The sequence below is a fragment of the Micromonospora sp. NPDC127501 genome, from assembly GCF_040302185.1.
Lineage (GTDB): Bacteria > Actinomycetota > Actinomycetes > Mycobacteriales > Micromonosporaceae > Micromonospora.
In genome coordinates this window covers 18,235-35,985 of sequence record NZ_JBEORJ010000020.1, presented here as the reverse complement: position 1 = coordinate 35,985, position 17,751 = coordinate 18,235, and the positions used below count along the sequence as shown (strand labels likewise).

General features: G+C 69.8%; 21 protein-coding genes. 8 read left to right on the top strand and 13 right to left on the bottom strand.

Features of this window, described 5'->3' with window-relative positions; genetic code table 11:
- The 3 genes from ABTW72_RS31095 to ABTW72_RS31085 all read left to right on the top strand — a co-directional run.
- Positions 1-298: tetratricopeptide repeat-containing protein (locus ABTW72_RS31095; protein WP_350865110.1), on the top strand; the 298-nt coding region annotated here is incomplete at its 5' end.
- Positions 299-364: 66 nt separating this feature from the next.
- Positions 365-811: a hypothetical protein gene (locus tag ABTW72_RS31090; RefSeq protein ID WP_350865107.1), complete on the top strand. Its 447-nt coding sequence runs from the start codon at positions 365-367 to the stop codon at positions 809-811.
- A 59-nt stretch (positions 812-870) separates the two neighbouring features.
- A complete protein-coding gene (locus tag ABTW72_RS31085) occupies positions 871-1,953 on the top strand; it encodes a tetratricopeptide repeat protein (protein ID WP_350865104.1) in 1,083 nt (360 codons plus the stop codon).
- A gap of 61 nt (positions 1,954-2,014) precedes the next feature.
- Here the strand turns inward: ABTW72_RS31085 and ABTW72_RS31080 are convergent, their stop codons facing one another.
- Together ABTW72_RS31080 and ABTW72_RS31075 are read right to left on the bottom strand one after the other, a co-directional pair.
- Positions 2,015-2,551, bottom strand: a complete 537-nt coding sequence (locus ABTW72_RS31080; RefSeq protein WP_350865101.1) for an NUDIX domain-containing protein — start codon at positions 2,549-2,551, stop codon at positions 2,015-2,017.
- A gap of 41 nt (positions 2,552-2,592) precedes the next feature.
- Positions 2,593-3,954, bottom strand: coding sequence for an NsdA family TPR-like regulatory protein (locus tag ABTW72_RS31075; RefSeq protein WP_350865098.1), 1,362 nt, complete (start codon positions 3,952-3,954; stop codon positions 2,593-2,595).
- Positions 3,955-4,177: 223 nt separating this feature from the next.
- Here ABTW72_RS31075 and ABTW72_RS31070 point away from each other — a divergent pair, with 223 nt between their 5' ends.
- Positions 4,178-4,339, top strand: a complete 162-nt coding sequence (locus ABTW72_RS31070) for a hypothetical protein (RefSeq protein WP_350865095.1) — start codon at positions 4,178-4,180, stop codon at positions 4,337-4,339.
- Entirely contained in the window at positions 4,326-5,573 is a 1,248-nt protein-coding gene (locus tag ABTW72_RS31065; RefSeq protein WP_350865197.1) for a helix-turn-helix domain-containing protein, read from the top strand. The genes ABTW72_RS31070 and ABTW72_RS31065 overlap by 14 nt, the downstream gene beginning before the upstream one ends.
- Positions 5,574-5,627: 54 nt before the next feature.
- On the opposite strand, the gene ABTW72_RS31060 is transcribed toward ABTW72_RS31065, so the two are convergent.
- Positions 5,628-6,077, bottom strand: a complete 450-nt coding sequence (locus tag ABTW72_RS31060; RefSeq protein WP_350865092.1) for a hypothetical protein — start codon at positions 6,075-6,077, stop codon at positions 5,628-5,630.
- Positions 6,078-6,224: 147 nt separating this feature from the next.
- Here ABTW72_RS31060 and ABTW72_RS31055 point away from each other — a divergent pair, with 147 nt between their 5' ends.
- Positions 6,225-7,421: an epoxide hydrolase family protein gene (locus ABTW72_RS31055; RefSeq protein ID WP_350865089.1), complete on the top strand. Its 1,197-nt coding sequence runs from the start codon at positions 6,225-6,227 to the stop codon at positions 7,419-7,421.
- 5 nt (positions 7,422-7,426) lie between these two features.
- Here the strand turns inward: ABTW72_RS31055 and ABTW72_RS31050 are convergent, their stop codons facing one another.
- The 3 genes from ABTW72_RS31050 to ABTW72_RS31040 are packed head-to-tail and all read right to left on the bottom strand — an operon-like array spanning position 7,427 to position 8,952.
- Positions 7,427-8,293, bottom strand: a complete 867-nt coding sequence (locus tag ABTW72_RS31050) for a metallophosphoesterase family protein (RefSeq protein ID WP_350865086.1) — start codon at positions 8,291-8,293, stop codon at positions 7,427-7,429.
- Between the two features lie 57 nt (positions 8,294-8,350).
- The gene (locus ABTW72_RS31045) at positions 8,351-8,638 is read right to left on the bottom strand and encodes a hypothetical protein (protein ID WP_350865083.1); all 288 of its coding nucleotides are present in this window, start codon (positions 8,636-8,638) and stop codon (positions 8,351-8,353) included.
- Positions 8,632-8,952, bottom strand: a complete 321-nt coding sequence (locus ABTW72_RS31040; RefSeq protein ID WP_350865080.1) for a hypothetical protein — start codon at positions 8,950-8,952, stop codon at positions 8,632-8,634. Before ABTW72_RS31040 ends, ABTW72_RS31045 begins: the two co-directional genes overlap by 7 nt.
- A gap of 179 nt (positions 8,953-9,131) precedes the next feature.
- On the opposite strand from ABTW72_RS31040, the gene ABTW72_RS31035 reads away from it, so the two are divergent.
- Complete coding sequence (locus tag ABTW72_RS31035) at positions 9,132-9,983, top strand: alpha/beta fold hydrolase (protein ID WP_350865077.1); 852 nt, start codon at positions 9,132-9,134, stop codon at positions 9,981-9,983.
- An 89-nt stretch (positions 9,984-10,072) separates the two neighbouring features.
- On the opposite strand, the gene ABTW72_RS31030 is transcribed toward ABTW72_RS31035, so the two are convergent.
- Genes ABTW72_RS31030 through ABTW72_RS31005 form a run of 6 tightly spaced genes read right to left on the bottom strand, consistent with a single transcriptional unit; the run spans position 10,073 to position 15,690 of the window.
- A complete protein-coding gene (locus ABTW72_RS31030) occupies positions 10,073-11,089 on the bottom strand; it encodes a methyltransferase (RefSeq protein WP_350865074.1) in 1,017 nt (338 codons plus the stop codon).
- Between the two features lie 42 nt (positions 11,090-11,131).
- Positions 11,132-11,761, bottom strand: a complete 630-nt coding sequence (locus ABTW72_RS31025) for a hypothetical protein (protein WP_350865071.1) — start codon at positions 11,759-11,761, stop codon at positions 11,132-11,134.
- The gene (locus ABTW72_RS31020) at positions 11,758-13,164 is read right to left on the bottom strand and encodes a selenium-binding family protein (RefSeq protein ID WP_350865068.1); all 1,407 of its coding nucleotides are present in this window, start codon (positions 13,162-13,164) and stop codon (positions 11,758-11,760) included. Before ABTW72_RS31020 ends, ABTW72_RS31025 begins: the two co-directional genes overlap by 4 nt.
- A gap of 14 nt (positions 13,165-13,178) precedes the next feature.
- Positions 13,179-13,910: an ABC transporter ATP-binding protein gene (locus tag ABTW72_RS31015; RefSeq protein ID WP_350865065.1), complete on the bottom strand. Its 732-nt coding sequence runs from the start codon at positions 13,908-13,910 to the stop codon at positions 13,179-13,181.
- Positions 13,883-14,716, bottom strand: a complete 834-nt coding sequence (locus ABTW72_RS31010; protein ID WP_350865062.1) for an ABC transporter permease — start codon at positions 14,714-14,716, stop codon at positions 13,883-13,885. Before ABTW72_RS31010 ends, ABTW72_RS31015 begins: the two co-directional genes overlap by 28 nt.
- Complete coding sequence (locus ABTW72_RS31005; RefSeq protein WP_350865060.1) at positions 14,713-15,690, bottom strand: aliphatic sulfonate ABC transporter substrate-binding protein; 978 nt, start codon at positions 15,688-15,690, stop codon at positions 14,713-14,715. The genes ABTW72_RS31010 and ABTW72_RS31005 overlap by 4 nt, the downstream gene beginning before the upstream one ends.
- A 176-nt stretch (positions 15,691-15,866) precedes the next feature.
- On the opposite strand from ABTW72_RS31005, the gene ABTW72_RS31000 reads away from it, so the two are divergent.
- Positions 15,867-17,042, top strand: coding sequence for an LLM class flavin-dependent oxidoreductase (locus tag ABTW72_RS31000; RefSeq protein WP_350865057.1), 1,176 nt, complete (start codon positions 15,867-15,869; stop codon positions 17,040-17,042).
- A 34-nt stretch (positions 17,043-17,076) separates the two neighbouring features.
- Here ABTW72_RS31000 and ABTW72_RS30995 read toward each other — a convergent pair whose 3' ends face one another.
- Entirely contained in the window at positions 17,077-17,622 is a 546-nt protein-coding gene (locus tag ABTW72_RS30995) for a GNAT family N-acetyltransferase (protein WP_350865055.1), read from the bottom strand.
- Between the last annotated feature and the right edge of the window lie 129 nt (positions 17,623-17,751).

The following is a 17,751-nucleotide window of genomic DNA, read 5'->3' as shown; positions in this document are numbered from 1 at the left end:
TCTGCAGGATTTGGGGGATGCGGCGTCAGCTAGGCCGTTGCTTGAGCGGGCGTTGGTCATCGTTGAGGCGGTGTACGGGCCGGATCACCCTGACGTCGCGACGGGGCTGAACAATCTCGCGACGGTCCTGCAGGATTTGGGGGATGCGGCGTCAGCTAGGCCGTTGCTTGAGCGGGCGTTGGTCATCGCTGAGGCCGTGCACGGGCCGGACCACCCTGTCGTTGCGACCGTGCTGCACAATCTCGCCATGCTCCTGCGGGATGTGGGGGATACGGGGGGCGGCTCGGCCGTTGCTTGAGCGGGCGGTGGTGATCGACGAGGCGGTGACGGGCCTCGCGCAATCGTATTCAGAGGAGATCGTTAAGTGAGCCAGGTCGATGCTGCCACCCTTGCTTACTGGGGTGAACACCGCGAGCAGTTACGGCAATCGGAGAACCAGCGTGCGGTCCTCACCAACTACCTGCTTGCCATCACGGCTGCGCTGAGCGGCCTCATCGCGCAACAGAAGTTCGCCGCCACAACTTTGCCGCTGTCTATTCTAATCACGCTGTCGGGACTATTCGGTGCCCTAGCGGCAGCGAAATATCACGAGCGTGCCGAATATCATCTCCAGCAAGCTCGGGCCCTGACCCAGGCACTGAAAGAGGGCGGTTCGTTGACGCGCGGCGACGATCTTATACGGCAATTCCGGGAAGCGCACTACGAAAAGCACCCTCGCCTACATCGAGTGCGCTTACACCACCTGTGGACCGGACTTCATTGCGGAATAGCGGCCTACGGAGTTGCATTGATCATTACAACACTCCTGTGAGCGTCGGATTCGTGCCTTGGCACCGAGGTGCCGGACGGGTGGGTTGATCAAGGATGCTGGTGGTGAATCCCTTGGCAGTGGCCTTGAGTTTGTTGCGGGCCGCCGCGCCCGGTGAAGATGTTCTGCAGTCCCCTGAGGGATGGCCTAGGTGGTCGGTTCTGTTGCCGCATGTTCTGACGGCCACTGGCTATGTGCCTGATGATGGTGGCGAAGATTCTGCGGTGGCTCAGGATTGTAGTTATCTACTTGATCGCGCTGGAACCTTCCTTCAGGCACACGGGCGATACGTCGAGGCCACACCTCTGCTTGAGCGGGCGTTGGCCATCCATCAGGCGGTGCACGGGCCGGACCACCCTGACGTCGCGACCGGGCTGAACAATCTCGCCCTAGTCCTGCGAAATGTGGGGGATGCAGCGGCGGCTCGGCCGTTGCTTGAGCGGGCCTTGGCCATCGACGAGACGGTGTATGGACGGGACCACCCTGCCGTTGCTATCGGGCTGAGCAATCTCGCCCTGGTCCTGCAGGATTTGGGGGACGTGGCAAGGGCTCGACAGCTGGCTGAGCGGGCCTTGGCCATTAGTGAGGTGGCGTTCGGGCCGGACCATCCTGCGGTCGCGATCCGGCTAAACAACCTCGCCCTGATACTTCAGGATTTGGGGGATGCGGCGGCGGCTCGACCGCTGCTTGAGCGGGCCTTGGCCATCGACGAGACGGTGCGCGGGCCGGACCACCCTGCCGTTGCTACCGGGCTGAACAATCTCGCCCTGGTCCTGCGAAACTTGGGGGATGCGGCGGCGGCGCGATCGCTGCTTGAGCGGGCCTTGGCCATCGACGAGACGGTTTACGGGCCGGACCACCCTGCCGTCGCGACCGAGCTGAACAATCTCGCCATGGTCCTGCACGCCTTGGGAGACGCGGCGGCGGCTCGACCACTGGCTGAGCGGGCCTTGGCCATTAGTGAGGCGGCATACCGTCCGGATCACCCTGACGTCGCGATCCGGCTGAGAAATCTCGCCCTGATCCTGCGGGATTTGGGGGACGCAGCGGCGGCTCGACCACTGCTTGAGCGGGCCTTGGCCATCGTCGAGACGGTGCACGGACCGAACTCAGAAGAGGGCAGTTCGCCAGATCCGCATTCGTGAGCCGTAACAGGCGTCTGGGCTGGTGAGCGACCGACGAGTTGACGGGTGCGCCGGAATTTGTTCACGCAGTCCGCGACCGACGCTCTGCTTCGTGTTCTGCTCCATCACCGGATGGCGGTGGGAGGACCGAGCCGCCAGCAAGGTACAGCGCAGCGTGTAGGTCGTGAGCGCTCATCGCCGCACGAACTCGTGTGGCGACGTTGTCGGGAAGACGTTGCTCGGCCTCTCGGGGCGAGAAGAAGGCGGCCTCCTCCAACTCCTGTCCCGGCAGGACGAGACCGTCGAGGTCTGCGATCGACCCGCAGTCGAACGTGAAGCTGACAATCGCGCGTGGCCGCTGCCCGGCGGGCGGTGCCCAGTCCACTACGAGAAGGTCACCCACTACGACAGAGATCCCCAACTCCTCACGGATCTCCCGGGCGCAGGCGTCGTGTGGGTATTCGCCCTCGTCAACATAGCCGCCGGGGAAGGCCCAGTGGTCGCGGTACGTGGGCTTGACGAGCAGCACGTTGCCGGCCGGGTCGGTGATGAAGGCCGCAGCGGCGGCGTAGAAGGAAGCCAGGTTGGCGTACCACGTGGCAGGCTCCGTCCAGGTCACCTTCGTGACGCTAGCGGACGGGTCCAGGTGGGGCTCCCGCGCTACGCGGCTGCCGGCATGGTCGCGAGGCTGTGCAGAACTTCGCTGACCTGGGGTGACGCCTGCTGAGGGCTGAGTGTTGCCGCCAGTTCGCGGACGCGCTGTTGCACACGCGCCGAATGGATGCCCGAGGCGTGCTGTGCCAACTTCCGACCCCAGTTGCAGGCGGCGTCGGTGTCCCCAGCGCGGGCATGAGTTACGGCGACGAGAGCGGTGTGCAGGGCACGCGTCCGGGTGTTCTCGCTGGCGAGGGTGAGAGCGTCGGGAGCGTGGTCAAGGGCTTGCGAATACAGCTGTAGGTCGCCCAAGCACCTCAGTGCGGCTCCGGCGAGGTGGGCCGGGCTGAAGTAGGTGACCCAGCGTGGACCGCGGACTGCGCCTGCGCGGTCGAGAGCACGCTCGGCTCTGGCGAGCGCGAGTTGGCAGCCACGTCGCTCGCCGGACTGCCCGTACGCGGTAGCGGCAGTGGCGTGCAGCCGAGCGAGTACGGCGGCAGGCGCACACCCTGCCCCGTCGATGGCCGCTTCGGCTAGCCGGGCCGCGTCCCGAGAGTGGCCCAGGTGCACGGCCTGGGTAGCGAGGTTGGCCAGCAGGTGAGCACCGTACAGGCGGTCATCGGCGGCCTTGGCGAGCCGCAAGGCGACGGTCACGTGTTGTTGGGCTGTGGCATGGTGGCCCGCGTCGTACGACATGAAGGCGAGTTGCCCGCAAAGTGTCGCTGCTGCGCGCATGAGGTCGCGTCCCACGGCTTCGGTGTAGGTGCTGTGCAGCATGGGTGTGACCTGGCGTATGAGGAAGTCGGCCATGAGCGCCCGGGTGCGCGGAGACCCGCTGCCGTGGCGTCGGTCGAGGTCGGTGAAGTGGTCCGCCAGCGCGTACAGCGACTGGACGTCGGTGGAGGTGACTTGCTGTCGGCCGCTCCTGCTGACTGTCACGTCGCTCGGGTCATACCGCCAAGCGAGTGCCGCCTGTAGGGCTTTGCCGCTGTCGAACGGCCCGCTGGTGACCTGTGAGTTGAGGTGCTTGGCGAGCCTCGTCCAGATCTGCTCGGCGGTATCGATCGTGCCGTCGATGGACGCGGGGTAGACGCACGTTCCGAGGCTGTCGGCCGCACCGAAGCCCAGCTCCGTGACGGCGACGGACCGACCGAGCTTGCGGGTTAGGGTCTCGGCCATGGCCGTCTGGACGTGCTCGCCTGGCCGGCGACCCCGCAACCACCAGTAGACGCTGGCAGCGTCGTAGCGCCAAGCGCCCTCGTTGCGCCCGGCGTGGTTGAGCTGCCTCGCGAAGGCGGCGTGGGCGTTGCCGTAGCCGGCGGCAAGCAGCAGCCCTTCGAATGCTGCGTTCGTCACCGGTCGCGCCATGGTTCCGCCTCCAGGTATCAGCCAACTACAACTGGTGACGAGCCTATGGGTTGATGCGGTCCGATGGGGACCTGCGCAACCCCGCGCAACCCACGTCCTGACCAGCGCAATCGCACGCATTGCTTGCCATCTGGTCCGTCGATCGACAACCGGCTTCGGTAATTGCAGGAGTCCTGGGCGCCGACGAAGTCCTAGCGTCGTGCGCCGCCTGGCGGAGGTGGGCATGCAAGGCGATGAGCCGACGAGTAGGGGCGAGCGGTGCGACGCGGCCGAGCGGGAGGCCGCCAAGCAGCGTCTCCTGGCGCAGGCCGAGGCGGAACGCGTACCGGTGGAGGAAACGACCCGTGCGGTCCCGGACCGGCGGCGGCGGCGTGACCAGCGATGACGTCCCGATCGGTCGGCGGGTGGCGCGGTGGCGGGTGCGGCGGTCGATGACGCAGCAGATGCTCGCGGACCGGCTGCGCAGGTCGAAGAGCTGGGTGGACAAGGTGGAGCGGGGAGTTCGCGCCCTGGACCGCTATTCGGTGATCCAGGAGGTTGCCCACGTTCTGCGGGTCGACCCGGAGGTGCTGCTCGGCCAGCAGCCCAGCACCTCGGCGGGCACGCCGGACGGCGTCGACGACATCCGGGCCGCCCTCGCCCGCTACGACACCCCGCCAGCTGCGAAGCAGAAGACGGAAGAGCTAAGAAGACAGGTCGGGTACGCCTGGCTGAGCTACCAGCACGCGCACTACGGCCAGTTGGTGCGAGTCCTGCCGGGTCTGCTCGACGCCGCTCAGGCCGTGCGGTCACCGGAGTTGCTGGTGCAGACGTACCGGATCACTTCGTCGTTGTTGGTGAAGCTCGACGAGGCCGACCTCGGGTGGCTGGCCGCCGACCGGGCGATGTCCGCCGCCGGCGACGACCCCATCCTGGCGGCAACAGCAGCCATCTCGGTAGGCCAAGCGCTCCGCGCGCAAGACCGAGACCACCTGGCCCTGGCCGCACTGCTCCCCGCCGCCAATCGCCTCCTTCCACCCTCATCCCACGATGGTGATCAAGAGGTTTGCGGGACTTTTGGAGATCAAACTTCCCGCAAACCTCTTGATCACCAAGGTCAGCGCGGCAGCCGAGGTCAGGGCGATCGCCGGGGGAGGGCGGTGGGTGGGACGCTGCTGCTTCAGGCCGCTCTCGCCGCCGCTGGATGCGGCGAGCACCGCCGCGCCGACGAGCTGACCGACCGGGCTGCGGGGATCGCCGCCAGCCTTAGGGGGTACGACGATCCGCACCGCACCAGCTTCGGGCCGGTCGCCGTCGAGCTGGCCCGGGTGCTCGTGGCGGCGCAACGAGGTGACGCCGTCGAGGCGCTACGACGGCACTCGACTGTGGTGCGGCGAGAGGGGTGGCGGCGGTTGCCGGCCGAGTATCGGGGCGCGTACTTGGTCGACGCCGCGCGGGAGTACCTCCAGGTGGGTGACCTGCGCGGGGCGGCTCGCGCGCTCGTCGACGCGGACAGCATCGCGCCGGCTGAGGTTCGCTGCCGGCCGTTGGCGCGTACCCTCATCGCCGATGTCGCCCGCGCGCAGCCGGCGCCGGTCGGCGTGGCGCGACTGGCCACGGTGGTCGGCCTCACCCGCTGACGGACGAGCGCAGGCGCAGGTCGTAGGCCGGGTGGATGGTGCGTAAAGCCAGCGTCAGCGCTCCCAGAGGTCCTCGGTGCGGAAGTACCTGGCGGTGAACGTCTCTTCCAAGGCTCCGGTGTCCGTCTCATCTGTCCACCAACCCGGCCAGACGTCGACACCGGAAGGTGCGCTGATGGCCGTCAGGACGGTGAAGCACCGGTGGCAGCGCCGAGGCGCCGAATCCCGGAACCGCCCGCCGCAGTCGCACCGCCGTAGCCGCGCCTCAAGTGCCGCCATCAGCGTGGGGTAGGTCCTGTCCTCGCAAGGGAGCGCGTCGGCGATGGTCCTGAACGTCTTGTCGTAGTAACTGACATCCACCCGCATCGGGCAGCAGTCGCAGTAGAGGAAATAGCAGTCGAGCAGTGGCGAGTGGTCGAGGCGGTAGAGGCGTTCCTGGCACTCCGGACAGGTGACTTCCTCGCCATTCAGCCAGTTGTCGTCGAGTTCGTCCGGTTGGCTCACCGGTTGATCATCCCATGGGTGTGACGCGGAGGCGCGTCGGCGATTCGCGTTTCGGCCCGGGTGTCACCGGCCCGCTGTGAGACTGGGCGAGTGCCGGCACCGTCGGTGCATCGGCACTGGCCGACTCGACCTGGCGAGGTGGGGAAGATGTCCAACGACACCGAAATTCGTCCCTTCCGGCTCGACACACCGGAGGACACGATCGCCGATCTGCGTCGCCGGATTGCGGCTACCCGCTGGCCCACCCGCGAGTTGGTCACCGATCGCTCGCAGGGGGTGCAGCTGGCGACGATCCAGGAGTTGGCCCGTTACTGGATGACCGATTACGACTGGCGTGCGTGCGAGACGAAGCTGAATTCGCTGCCGCAGTACACGACGAACATCGACGGCGTCGAGATTCACTTCATCCACGTGCGGTCGCAGCATGAGAGCGCCCTGCCGTTGATCATGACGCACGGTTGGCCGGGCTCGGTCGTCGAGCTGCTCGGGGCCGTCGGCCCGCTGACCGACCCGACGGCGCACGGCGGCACGCCCGAGGACGCGTTCCACCTGGTGCTGCCGTCCTTGCCGGGCTACGGCTTCTCCGGCGAGCCGACCGACCTCGGCTGGGATTCCGCGCGAATGGCACAGGCGTGGGCGAAACTCATGGACCGCCTCGGGTATTCGCGCTATGTCGCACAGGGCGGCGACGTCGGCGCGGCCGTCACGGACGCCATGGGGCGCCAAGGACCCCAAGGGCTGCTCGGCATCCACGTCAACCTGCTCGCCGGGGCGGTCGGCATCAAGGACAAGTTGCCGGCGAGTTCCGAGCAGGAGCGCGCCGCGCTCGACGCGCTCAAGCTGTTCTCGACGGACGGGTTCGGCTACTTCCTGGAGCAGTCCACCCGGCCGCAGACGATCGGCTATTCGCTGCTGGACTCACCCGTCGGGTTGGCGGCCTGGATGCTCGACCACGACACGGACAGCTACTACAAGATCTCCCGCGTGTTCCTCGACGGTGATCCGGCCGGCGGTCTCACCAGGGACAGCGTCCTCGACAACATCACGCTGTACTGGTTGACGGGGACCGGCGCCTCGTCCGCCCGGTGGTACTGGGAGCAGGGGCGGTTCCTGGCTGCGGCCATGGCAGCCGGTCAGGCCCCGCCGCCGGTCACGGTCCCGGTTGGCTTCACCACGTTCCCCGGCGAGATCTGGGCTGCTCCGCGTAGCTGGGCCGAGGCTGTCTACCCCGGCATCGCGTACTTCAACGAGGCCGACCGCGGCGGGCACTTCGCGGCGTGGGAGGAGCCGGAACTCTTCTCCGCCGAGGTGCGGGCCGCGTTCCGGCCGCTGCGGACATCCTGACGGCCTCACCCGTCGACGGACGAGCGCCGGCGCAGGTCATCTGCCGGGTGGATGGTGCGCACCGGGTCGGGTACCGGCCCTCGGGGCTGCCACTCGCGGGGGTAGCCGAGGGAGACCTCCTCGAAACGCACCCCGTCGTGGAACGTGGTGCGCGGGATGTGCAGGTGCCCGTAGACCACTGTGGCGGCGTCGAAGCGCAGGTGCCAGTCGCTGGTGCGGACCGTGCCGCACCACTGGGCGAAGACCGGGTAGCGCAGGACGTCGGTGGGCTCTCGCACCAGCGGGTAGTGGTTGACCAGCACCGTGGGCAGCGCTGGGTCGCGCCCGGCCAGCCGGCGTTCGGTCTCGGTGATCCGCGCGTCGCACCACACCTCCCGACTCGGGTACGGGTCGGGGTGCAGCAGCGCCTCGTCGGTGCAGACCACCCCGGCCGCGTACGCCAGGGCCAGTGACTCCTGCTGGCTGCGTGCTTCCGGCACCCGGAACGTGTAGTCGTAGAGCACGAAGAGCGGCGCGATGGTGGCCGGGCCGCCGTCGCCGTCCCACACCGGGTACGGGTCCTCCGGGGTGAGCACCCCCAGCCGCCGGCACATCCGCACCAGCTCGCGGTAGCGCTCCTCGCCGCGCAACGTGACCGGGTCGCGCGGCGGTGTCCACAGCTCGTGGTTGCCCGGTGCCCAGACGACCCGCGCGAACCGACTGCTCAGCAGCCCGAGCGCCCACTCGATGTCGGCGAACCGGTCGGCGACGTCCCCGGCGACCAGCAGCCAGTCGCCGTCGTTGTCCGGGTGCAGCTCCTGCACGAACGCGCGGTTCTGCGGGTGCCCGACGTGCAGGTCGCTGACGGCCCGCAGTCGGGGCGGAAGGCTCACCCTCGGAGGCTAGGCTGTCGCGGCCCGATCAGGACACCCCTGTCCGGTGGGGCATGGTCAGCAGAACCAGCCGTCCTGCACCCAGCCGCGCCGGTTGATGTGCCCGTAGGCGAAGCCGTAGATGTAGCCGCCGCTGCGGGGACCCTCGACCAGGAACGTCTGACCCTGGTAGAGGGTGCCCATCCAGGCGCCGACGGGCTGGGTGCGGACGAACAGGTCGCTGGCACACACCGTCTCTCGTTGGCCGATGGTGCCGTTGGCGGCCTGCGCGGGGGACGGCAGGGCCACGGTGGCGGCGACGGTCACTGCGAGCAGGCCGGCGAGGGCGCGACGTCTGATCACCATGAGTCGTACCCGCCGACGCACTCGGCGCGCAGGTAGCCCCAGTCGTTCGGGCCGAAGTCGAAGGAAGCCGCCCACCCGTTGTAGACCGGGTGTGCTCCCGGGGTGTGGCCGATCTTGTTGCCATAGGCCAGGGTGCGCTTGAGGCCGGTCGGACCGCCGGCGGAGTCGTAGTTGGCGTAGAAGCTGGCGCTCTGGCAGACCACGATGGCGTGCCGTGGCACCACCGGGTCGGCCTGGGCCGGCGTGGCCGCCAGGGCGGCCGTCGCCGCTCCGACGGCCAATGCGGCGGCCCCAGTGCGGACTCGTCGAAGCATGCCCACCTCCCGTACGCCGAAACTTTCCTACCGGCGACCCTACCGACGAGGTTGATAAATGTCGATGGGATGTGGGTGATCGAGCGGCTCCCGAGGTGCCTTCGGTGGCTCGCATATCCGGCGACCCGACGGGAAAGCGCGGGGCGTCCGACAGCCCGAAACCGGAGCAGGAGACAAACATGCCTTTCATCACCGTGGGAACGGAAAACTCCGCGCCCATCGACCTGTACTACGAGGATCACGGTTCCGGTAAGCCGGTGGTGCTGATCCACGGGTTCCCGTTCAACGGGGCGACCTGGGAGAAGGTGACCACCCAGCTGCTCAACGCCGGATACCGGACGATCACCTACGATCGGCGTGGTTTCGGCAACTCCGCCCAGCCGACCTTCGGGTACGACTACAACACGTTCGCGGCGGACCTGGACGTGCTGATGACCGAGCTGAACCTGAGCGAGGTGACCCTGATCGGTCACTCGATGGGCACCGGCGAGGTGATCCGGTACCTGGGCAACTACGGCTCCCAGCGCGTGAGCCGGGCCGTGGTGCTCAGCCCGCTGCAACCCATGCTGGCCAAGGCGAGCGACAACCCGGAGGGCGTCGACCGGAGCCTCTTCAAGGGCTTCCAGGACGCCATCATCAAGGACCGGTTCGCCTACCTGACGTCGTTCTGCGACGCGTTCTTCAACCCGGACCAGAACATGGGCAAGCGGGTCAGCGAGGAGGCGTACCGGGCGCACTGGCAGATCGGTGCGATGGCCTCCGCCAAGGGCACCCATGACAGTGTGGACGCCTGGCAGGAGGACTTCCGTCCGGACCTGCCGAAGGTCGACGTTCCGGTGTTGATCGTGCAGGGTGACCAGGACCGGGTGCTGCCCTATCCGGTGACCGGGCAGCGGCTGGGGCCGATGATGCCGACCGGCCAGCTCATCACGCTCAAGGGCGCGCCGCACGGTATCCCGTGGACCCACCCCGACGAGATCAACAAGGCGATCATGGACTTCATGAAGCAGCCGGCCAAGGCTCGCGCCTGACCCGTACCGGTAGCCGATCGGACGCCAGCGCCGTGAGGCGCCGCGACACCCGGCCCACGGTTCGCACCGGGGCCGGGTGTCGTCGTCGGTCAGGGCCGGCGGGCCACCACCGCGCCGTTGGCGCCCGGCGCGTCGAACGGCACGGTACGCACGTCGACGAAGCCGGCGTCGGTGAGCCAGGCCGCGTACTCGGCGCCCGAGTAGTTCCGGCCGCCCTCCGTCTCCACCAGCATGTTCATCCCCATCAGGGCCGCCTCCGGCGGCCCGGTGCGTTCGTCGTTGAGCAGCAGCTCGCAGACGACGATCGCCCCGCCGGGCGGCAACGCCGCGTGGCACCGGGCCAGCAACGCCCGGTTCGTCGGCTCGTCCCAGTCGTGCAGGATCATGCTGAGCAGGATGACGTCGTGCCCGTCCGGCAGCGCCGGGCCGGCGAGGAAGTCGCCGGCCACGGCGTCGATCCGCCCGGTCAGGCCGGCCTCCGCGATCCGCTCCCGGGCCCGGACGCAGACGTGCGGCAGGTCCAGGACGGTCGCCCGCAGCTCGGGCAGTCGCCGGCAGAACTCGATCGGGAACGCGCCCGCGCCGCCGCCCACGTCCAGCAACCGGCGATGGGCGGAGAAGTCGTACGCGTCGGCCAACGCGCTGGCGGTGAAGCTCGACGTGGAGAACATCGCGTCCCAGAACTGCGCCAGCATCTGGGGATCCTCGGTGTCGAACATGGACTGTTGGGACTCCGGATCCCAGGTCAACGGCCGATCCGTGCGCAGAGCCTCGCCGATGCGGTGCCAGGGCAGGTAGGTGCGCAGGTCCGAGTAGCGAACCTGCGCCCCGAAGTAGTACGGGCGGCCCTCGACCAGGAACTGCTCGGCCAACTCGGAGTTGCGGTAACCGTCGCCGGCCTTTTCCAGCAGGCCGAGCGACGCACTGGCGGCCAGCAACAGGTCCGCGGGCCGGTCGGGCAGCCCGAACTCGGCGGCGGCCTGCTCGACGGTCATCGTCCGCCCGCCGGCGAGCCGGGTGAACAGACCGAGTTCGACGCCGGCCGCGAGGGTCTTGAACCCCCACACACCGGCCACCAGACGCATGAGGGGAGTCGGAGTGATCACCACGACATGAGATCACACATCACACGTTTCCACGATGGATGGTCACGCCCGGATCAGCGTCACCAACCCCGCGGCCACCAGCACGCCGGCCCAGAGCCGGTCAACGTTGAACCAGGCCCGACGCAGCACGCCCACCCCGAGCACCTGGTAGACCAGCAGCGCCACGGCCAGGGCGACGCCGAGCATGGCGACTGTGTGCACCCCGGCCGCCGCGAGGCCGGACAGCGCACCGACCGGCGCGGCAGCCAGGTGCCCGGAGTGACCCCCGGGCACCGGCTCGGCCACCAGCACCGGCAACAGCATCAGCCCCGCGCCGTGCGCCGACGACATCAGGAACGACCAGGCGGCGAGCTGCGCCGCCGACAGCCGCATTCCCGCCCAGCGGAAGTGCCGCTCGGAGAGCAGTCGCCACAGCCCGAAGGCCACGAGCACCACACCGCCGACCACCGCGAGGGCGCTGCTCGCCGTCACCGACCGGGTCGCGGCGACCAACGCCGCGACGATGGCCACCGAGGCGAGATGGCCCGCGGCGATCGGCGGCAGGGCGCGCAGCAACGCCAGCCGGCTGCGCTCCTGAAGGCCCCGGGCCACCGCGAACAACCAACCCATCGCCGGGTTCAGACCATGGAACGCGCCGAGCGCGGCGAGCGTCGCCAGTGTGGTCACGGTCACGGATAGCAGTACGAGTCGGAGGAGGCGTCCCCGCCCTGCAACCGGGTCTGGTGCACCCGCAGGCCCCGGAACTCCTCCCCGTGCGGAAAGAACCGCTCGTCCGGGGTGAGCCCGCCGGCGTCCACGTCGACGTCGAGCTTGGCCAGCCAGGCACCCACCCCGTCGGGGTAGAACTGGTCGTCCCACGCGCCGTAGAGCGAGTTGCTGACGTAGACCCGTCGGCCGTCCCGGCTGACCTCCACCATCTGTGGGCCACCGGCCAACGCCTCGTCCGGCGCGGACGGGTGCGCGGTCCGGCGGACGATCCCGCCGAGGTGCACCGAGCCCGTCTGCACCGGGTGCAGCGGATCGGTGACGTCGTACTGGCGCAGCTCACCGGTGCCCCAGCAGGACACGTAGAGGAACCTGTCGTCCACCGACAGGTCGATGTCGGTCACCAGCGGCGGCACCGCCCCGAACGGCTTGAGCAGGTCGGGCAGGTTCGCCGGGTCGGCCGGCTCGGCCGGGATGTCGATGACCTTGGTGACCGCCCAGGCGTCCCCGTCGCGGTGCCAGAGCCAGACCGAGGCGGACAGGTCCTCGACGCTGATCACCACCCCGACGAACCCGTACGACTTCGTCGGGTCGTGCGCCGGCCGCAGCTCCAGTGGCATCTGGTACTGGTCGCCGAGATCGACCCGTTGAACGTGCCGGCGTTTCGCCAGATCCCAGAAGTGGATGGCGTGCCCGTAGCGTCGGCCCAGCAGCAACTCACCGATGATGCCGTCCTCGATCATCGGCGGGGTGCCCCACTCGCTGGTGACCAGCACGTCCTGGGTGAGATGCCACCACACGTCGTACGCCAGGAACTGCGGCCCCCGGTCGGCCTCCCACGCCCCGCGGACCTCGAACGTGGTGTGGTCGAGGATGGCGATGCCACCCGGGCCCTCCGCGCCGTCCGCGCCGCCGAGGGCGGAGAGGTAGATGCCGTCCGGGCCACAGTGCACGGTGTGCGGCCGCGAGTAGCCGGCCCGCTTCGCCAGCTCCTCCGCCCCGATCACCTTGACGATCTGCGGCTGGCGCGGATCGGGCTGGGTGTCGAGCACGTGGATGCGCGACGACCGCAGGCCGGGCACGATCAGGTAGCGCCGCTCGACGTGCGGGTGCGGGGCGGTCGGGCAGAGCGCGCTGCTGCACGCGTTCCAGCCGAAGTGGTGCAGCTCGTCACCGACGTACGGCAGGTCGGTCCAGCCGACGACCCGGCCGTAGTCAGGGGAGTCGGGGTCGGTGTCCAGCACCACGATGGCGTCCGGACGGCTGGCCGTCCGGTCGAAGGCCGCCACGTAGGCGAGCTTCTCCGCCGGTGCGGTCACCGCCTCGCGGGGCGAGGGATAGAACGTGGGGTCGGGGGTCCAGCGGGTCATCACAGCTCCGCTCGTCAGGTGGTGGGAACGCCGAGTCGGTCGAGCAGGTGGCGGCGCAGCGCGCCGAAGGCCGGGTCGTCCGGCGTGCGGGTGGGGCCGAGGTCGACGGGCAGCTCCGCGGCGATGCGGCCCTCGTCGAGGAGCAGGATCCGGTCGGCGAGCAGCAGCGCCTCCTCCACGTCGTGGGTGACCAGCAGGGCGGCGAAGCCGTGCTCGGCGCGTAGCCGGCGCAGCAGGATCTGCATCCGCAGTCGGGTCAGCGCGTCCAGGGCGCCGAACGGCTCGTCGAGCAGCAGCAGGTCCGGTTCGCGGACCAGGGCCCGCGCCACTGCCACCCGCTGCGCCTGCCCACCGGACAACTCGGCCGGCCAGGCGCGATCCCGTTCGGCGAGGCCGACCTCGGCCAGCGCCCGTCGGATCCGCCCCGGGGCGTCCGCGCCGGACAGCCCGAGCCCCACGTTCTCCGCCACGCGTTTCCACGGCAGCAACCGGTGCTCCTGGAAGACCACCGCAGCGGTGCCGTGCACGACGCTCGTCCCGCTGGCCTCGCCGTCCAACCCGGCGAGAATCCGCAGCAGCGTGCTCTTGCCGGAACCGCTGCCACCCAGCAGGGCCACCACCTCACCGCGGGCGATGGTCAGGTCGACCCCGGCCAGCACGGCCGTCGGCCCGAACGCCCGGCGCACCGCGTGGGCGGTGAGCACCGGCTCGGTGCCGTTCAGGTGGCTCGCAGTCCGCGACGCCATGTCAACATCCTCCTCTCCAGGACGCGCAGCGCACTGTCGGATATCAGCCCGAGCAGGGCGTAGACGAGCAGGCCGAGCACCACCACGTCGGTCTGGCTGAACTCCCGCGCCTCCATCATCAGAAAGCCGATCCCGGTCTGGGCGTTGACCTGTTCCCCGACGACCAGGCTGAGCCAGGCCGCCCCGATCGCCAGCCGCAGGCCGAGGAAGAGAGACGGCAGCGCGCCGGGCAGCACCACGTGCCGCAGTCGGGCGGCCTGCCCCAGACCACAGGTACGGGCCGCCTCCACCAGCCTCTCGTCGATGTCCCGGATGCCGGCGTAGGTGTTGAAGTAGATGGGGAAGAACGCGCCCAATGCCACCAGGCTGATCTTGAGTGATTCACCGATGCCGACCCAGATGATCAGCAACGGGACCAGCCCCAGGTGCGGCAGCATCCGGGCCATCTGCACCGGCGGGTCGACCAGGTCGTCACCGAGCCGCAACAGCCCGGCCACGGTGCCCAGCACCAGGGCCAGGAGACCACCGATCAGCAGGCCCGCCCCGGCCCGGGAGAGGGAGTCCAGCAGGTGGATGCCGAGCGTTCCGTCCCGGCTCAGCCGCGCGCCGGTGGCCAGGACGTCGCTGGGCGCGGGCAGCTTCTCGGCCGCCAGCAACCCGGTCCGTGCGGCCAACTCCCAGCACAGGACCAGCACCACCGGGCTCACCACCCGCCGCCAGCGTCGGGCCGGCCGCTGACGACGGGGTACGACAGGCACCACCGCTGTGACCTCGTCGGGCGCCTCGACGAGCGTCGCACGACTCACTGGAACACCTCGTTGAACCGGCCGTCGACCCGGGACCGCAGGTCGACCGGCCCCGGGATGAGTTCCAGGGCGATGAAGCTGTCGGTGATCGCCTGAAGCTCGTCGCCGATGGCCGGGGTCACCGGGGCGAGGGGCTTGGCGCTGCGGGCCAGGGCGCGGCTGGTGACGTCCTGCGGGATCTTCAGCTCCGGCGCGAGGGTGCTGGCTCGCTCCTCGGGGTGGGCGATGCCCCAGTCGGTCACCTCGCGGTAGCGCTGGAGGAACGCCCGGATCTCGTCCGACCGCTTGTCGACCGCCCGGGGCGTGGCAAGGACGTACTCCCGGTTGCTGGCCAGACCGGTGGCGTCGGCGAGCACCTGGACCCCCGGTTGCTCGGCCAGGGCGAAGTACGGGTCCCAGATCACCCAGGCGTCGATCTGCCCGCCGTCGAACGCGGGTCGCCCCTCGGCGGGCTTGAGGTACTTGACCTGGATGTCCTTCAGGGTCATGTTGTTCGCCTCCAGCAGCCGCACCAGCAACCAGTGCACGTTCGACCCCTTGTTGAGGGCCACCGTCCTGCCCTTGAGGTCGGCGAAGCTGCGGTAGCCCCGGTCGGCCTTGACCAGCACGGCCTCACCCTGCGGAATCGGCGCCGAGGTGCCGATGACGGAGAACGGGATCTTCCCGGCGGCGGCGAAGACGGGTGGCGCCTCGCCGACCTGTCCGATGTCGATGGAGCCGGCCTTGAGCGCCTCGGTGAGCGCGGGGCCGCTCTCGAACAGCGACCACTCCACATCCGGTGCGGCGCCGCGCGCCTTGACCAGGCTCAGTCCGCCGAAGCGCTGGTAGCCGATCCGGAGTTTGCCCTTGGTGCCGCCCGCATCGGCGGACCCGCCGCACGCGCTCACCGCGACCGTGGCGAGCAGCGCCACGGTGGTGAGCACGGCCGTCAGGAGGCGGCGTTGCGGGGGGCGGCTCGTCGGCGGGGTGGGCATGGCGGCTCCTCGGGTCGGGGCAGGTGGACAGCGGCGCATCGACAGGTGTCGGCGCCAGCAGTAGCCTACTAACCCGATAGGTTTTATGGGTAGGCTGTCGGTGGGATCGTCCCACCCCTCAGGAGGTGCCCGCCTCACCGCGCGCGCCGACCACCCCCGCTGGAGGAAAGAGCCCGATGACCCTCACCTTCCACTGGTTCCTGCCCACCAACGGCGACAGCCGGGACATCGTCGGCGGCGGCCACGGCGTACCGACAGGCGCCGCCGGAGGCGCCCGCCCGGCCAGCGTGGCGTACCTCGGGCAGATAGCCCGCAGCGCCGAGCAACTCGGCTTCGTCGGCGCGCTCACCCCGACCGGCGCCTGGTGCGAGGACGCCTGGCTCAGCACCGCGATGCTCACCGAGGTGACCGAGCGACTCAAGTTCCTGGTCGCCTTCCGGCCCGGCCTGTTGGCCCCCACCCTCGCTGCCCAGATGGCCTCGACCTTCCAGCGGTTGTCCCAGGGCCGGCTGCTGCTCAACGTGGTCACCGGCGGTGAGTCGCAGGAGCAGCGGGCCTACGGCGACTTCCTGGACAAGGACGCCCGGTACGCGCGGGCCGACGAGTTCCTGCACGTGGTGCGTGCGCTGTGGCGCGGCGAGACCGTCGACCACGACGGCACCCACGTCCGCGTCGAACAGGCACGACTGCACCGACTGCCCGACCCGGTACCGCCGGTCTACTTCGGTGGGTCCTCCGCCGCCGCCCTCCCGGTGGCGGTGCGGTACAGCGACGTCTACCTCACCTGGGGCGAGCCGCCGGCCCTGGTCGCCGACAAGCTCGAGCGGGTCCGGGCGCTGGCCACCCGCGCCGGGCGGGAGCTGCGCTTCGGCATCCGGCTGCACGTCATCGCGCGCGACACCACCGAACAGGCCTGGGCGCAGGCCCAGCGCCTGCTCGACGGGGTCTCCGAGGCCGACATCCGGGCCGTGCAGGAGGGGCTGCGCCGCAGCGAGTCCGAGGGGCAGCGCCGCATGCTCGACCTGCACGGCGGCTCCCGCGACGGCCTGGAGATCGCCCCCAACCTGTGGGCGGGGGTGGGGCTGGTCCGCGGCGGGGCCGGCACCGCGCTGGTGGGCAGCCACGCCGAGGTCGCCGACCGGATCGCGGAATACCACGCGCTCGGCATCGACGAGTTCATCCTCTCCGGCTATCCGCACCTGGAGGAGGCGTACTGGTTCGGTGAGGGCGTGCTGCCGATCCTGCGCGACCGAGGGCTGTGGCGGCACCCCGACCGCCAGCCGGGGACGGCGGACCACGTCGACATCCCCTTCACCCGGACGCCCGCGCCCCAGCCCGTCGTGGCCCGCTGACCGGCCGACCCGCGGCAACCGGCGCCACGGCCGCTTACAGGTCCATCGCGTACACCCGGACCTGGCGGCCGGTGTCCGGCTGCACGGTCTCGCGCTCCAGCGACATGCCCAGCTTGACCATCACCCGCGCGGACGCCTCGTTGCCGACGACGTGGATGCTGACCAGCCGCCGCAGGCCGAGCTCGGCACGAGTGTGGGCGACAACGGCCTGGGCCGCCTCGGTGGCCAGGCCCCGACCCCAGTACGCCCGGCCGAGCCGCCAGCCGATCTCCACGGCCGGCATGATCTCGGGCAGGAAGGTCGGCACCGCCAGTCCGGTGAAACCGGCCAGCTCGCCGGTCTCTCTGATCTCCACCGCGTACAGGCCGAAGCCGTGCTCGTCCCACTGCCGCTGATAGGTGGCCAGACGCTCCGCGGACGCGGCCCGGTCCAGGGTGCGGCCGTCATGGATGTAGCGCATCACCTCGGGCTGCGCGTTGACGGCGGCGAACCCGTCCAGATCATCGCTTCGCCAGCGGCGCAACAGCAGCCGCTGAGTCGTGAGGGACGTGGCATCAGGGGAGCTTGTCAGGTCAGGCACGTCCCCTTCTAGCATGTCGGCGCGCACGGGGGCCATGGGTCATCTCGAGGTGGGTCGGGTGACAGCGGCGCGGTCGGCAGCGGCGCGGTCGGCAGCGGCGCGGTCGGCAGCGGCCTGGAACTGGGCTCG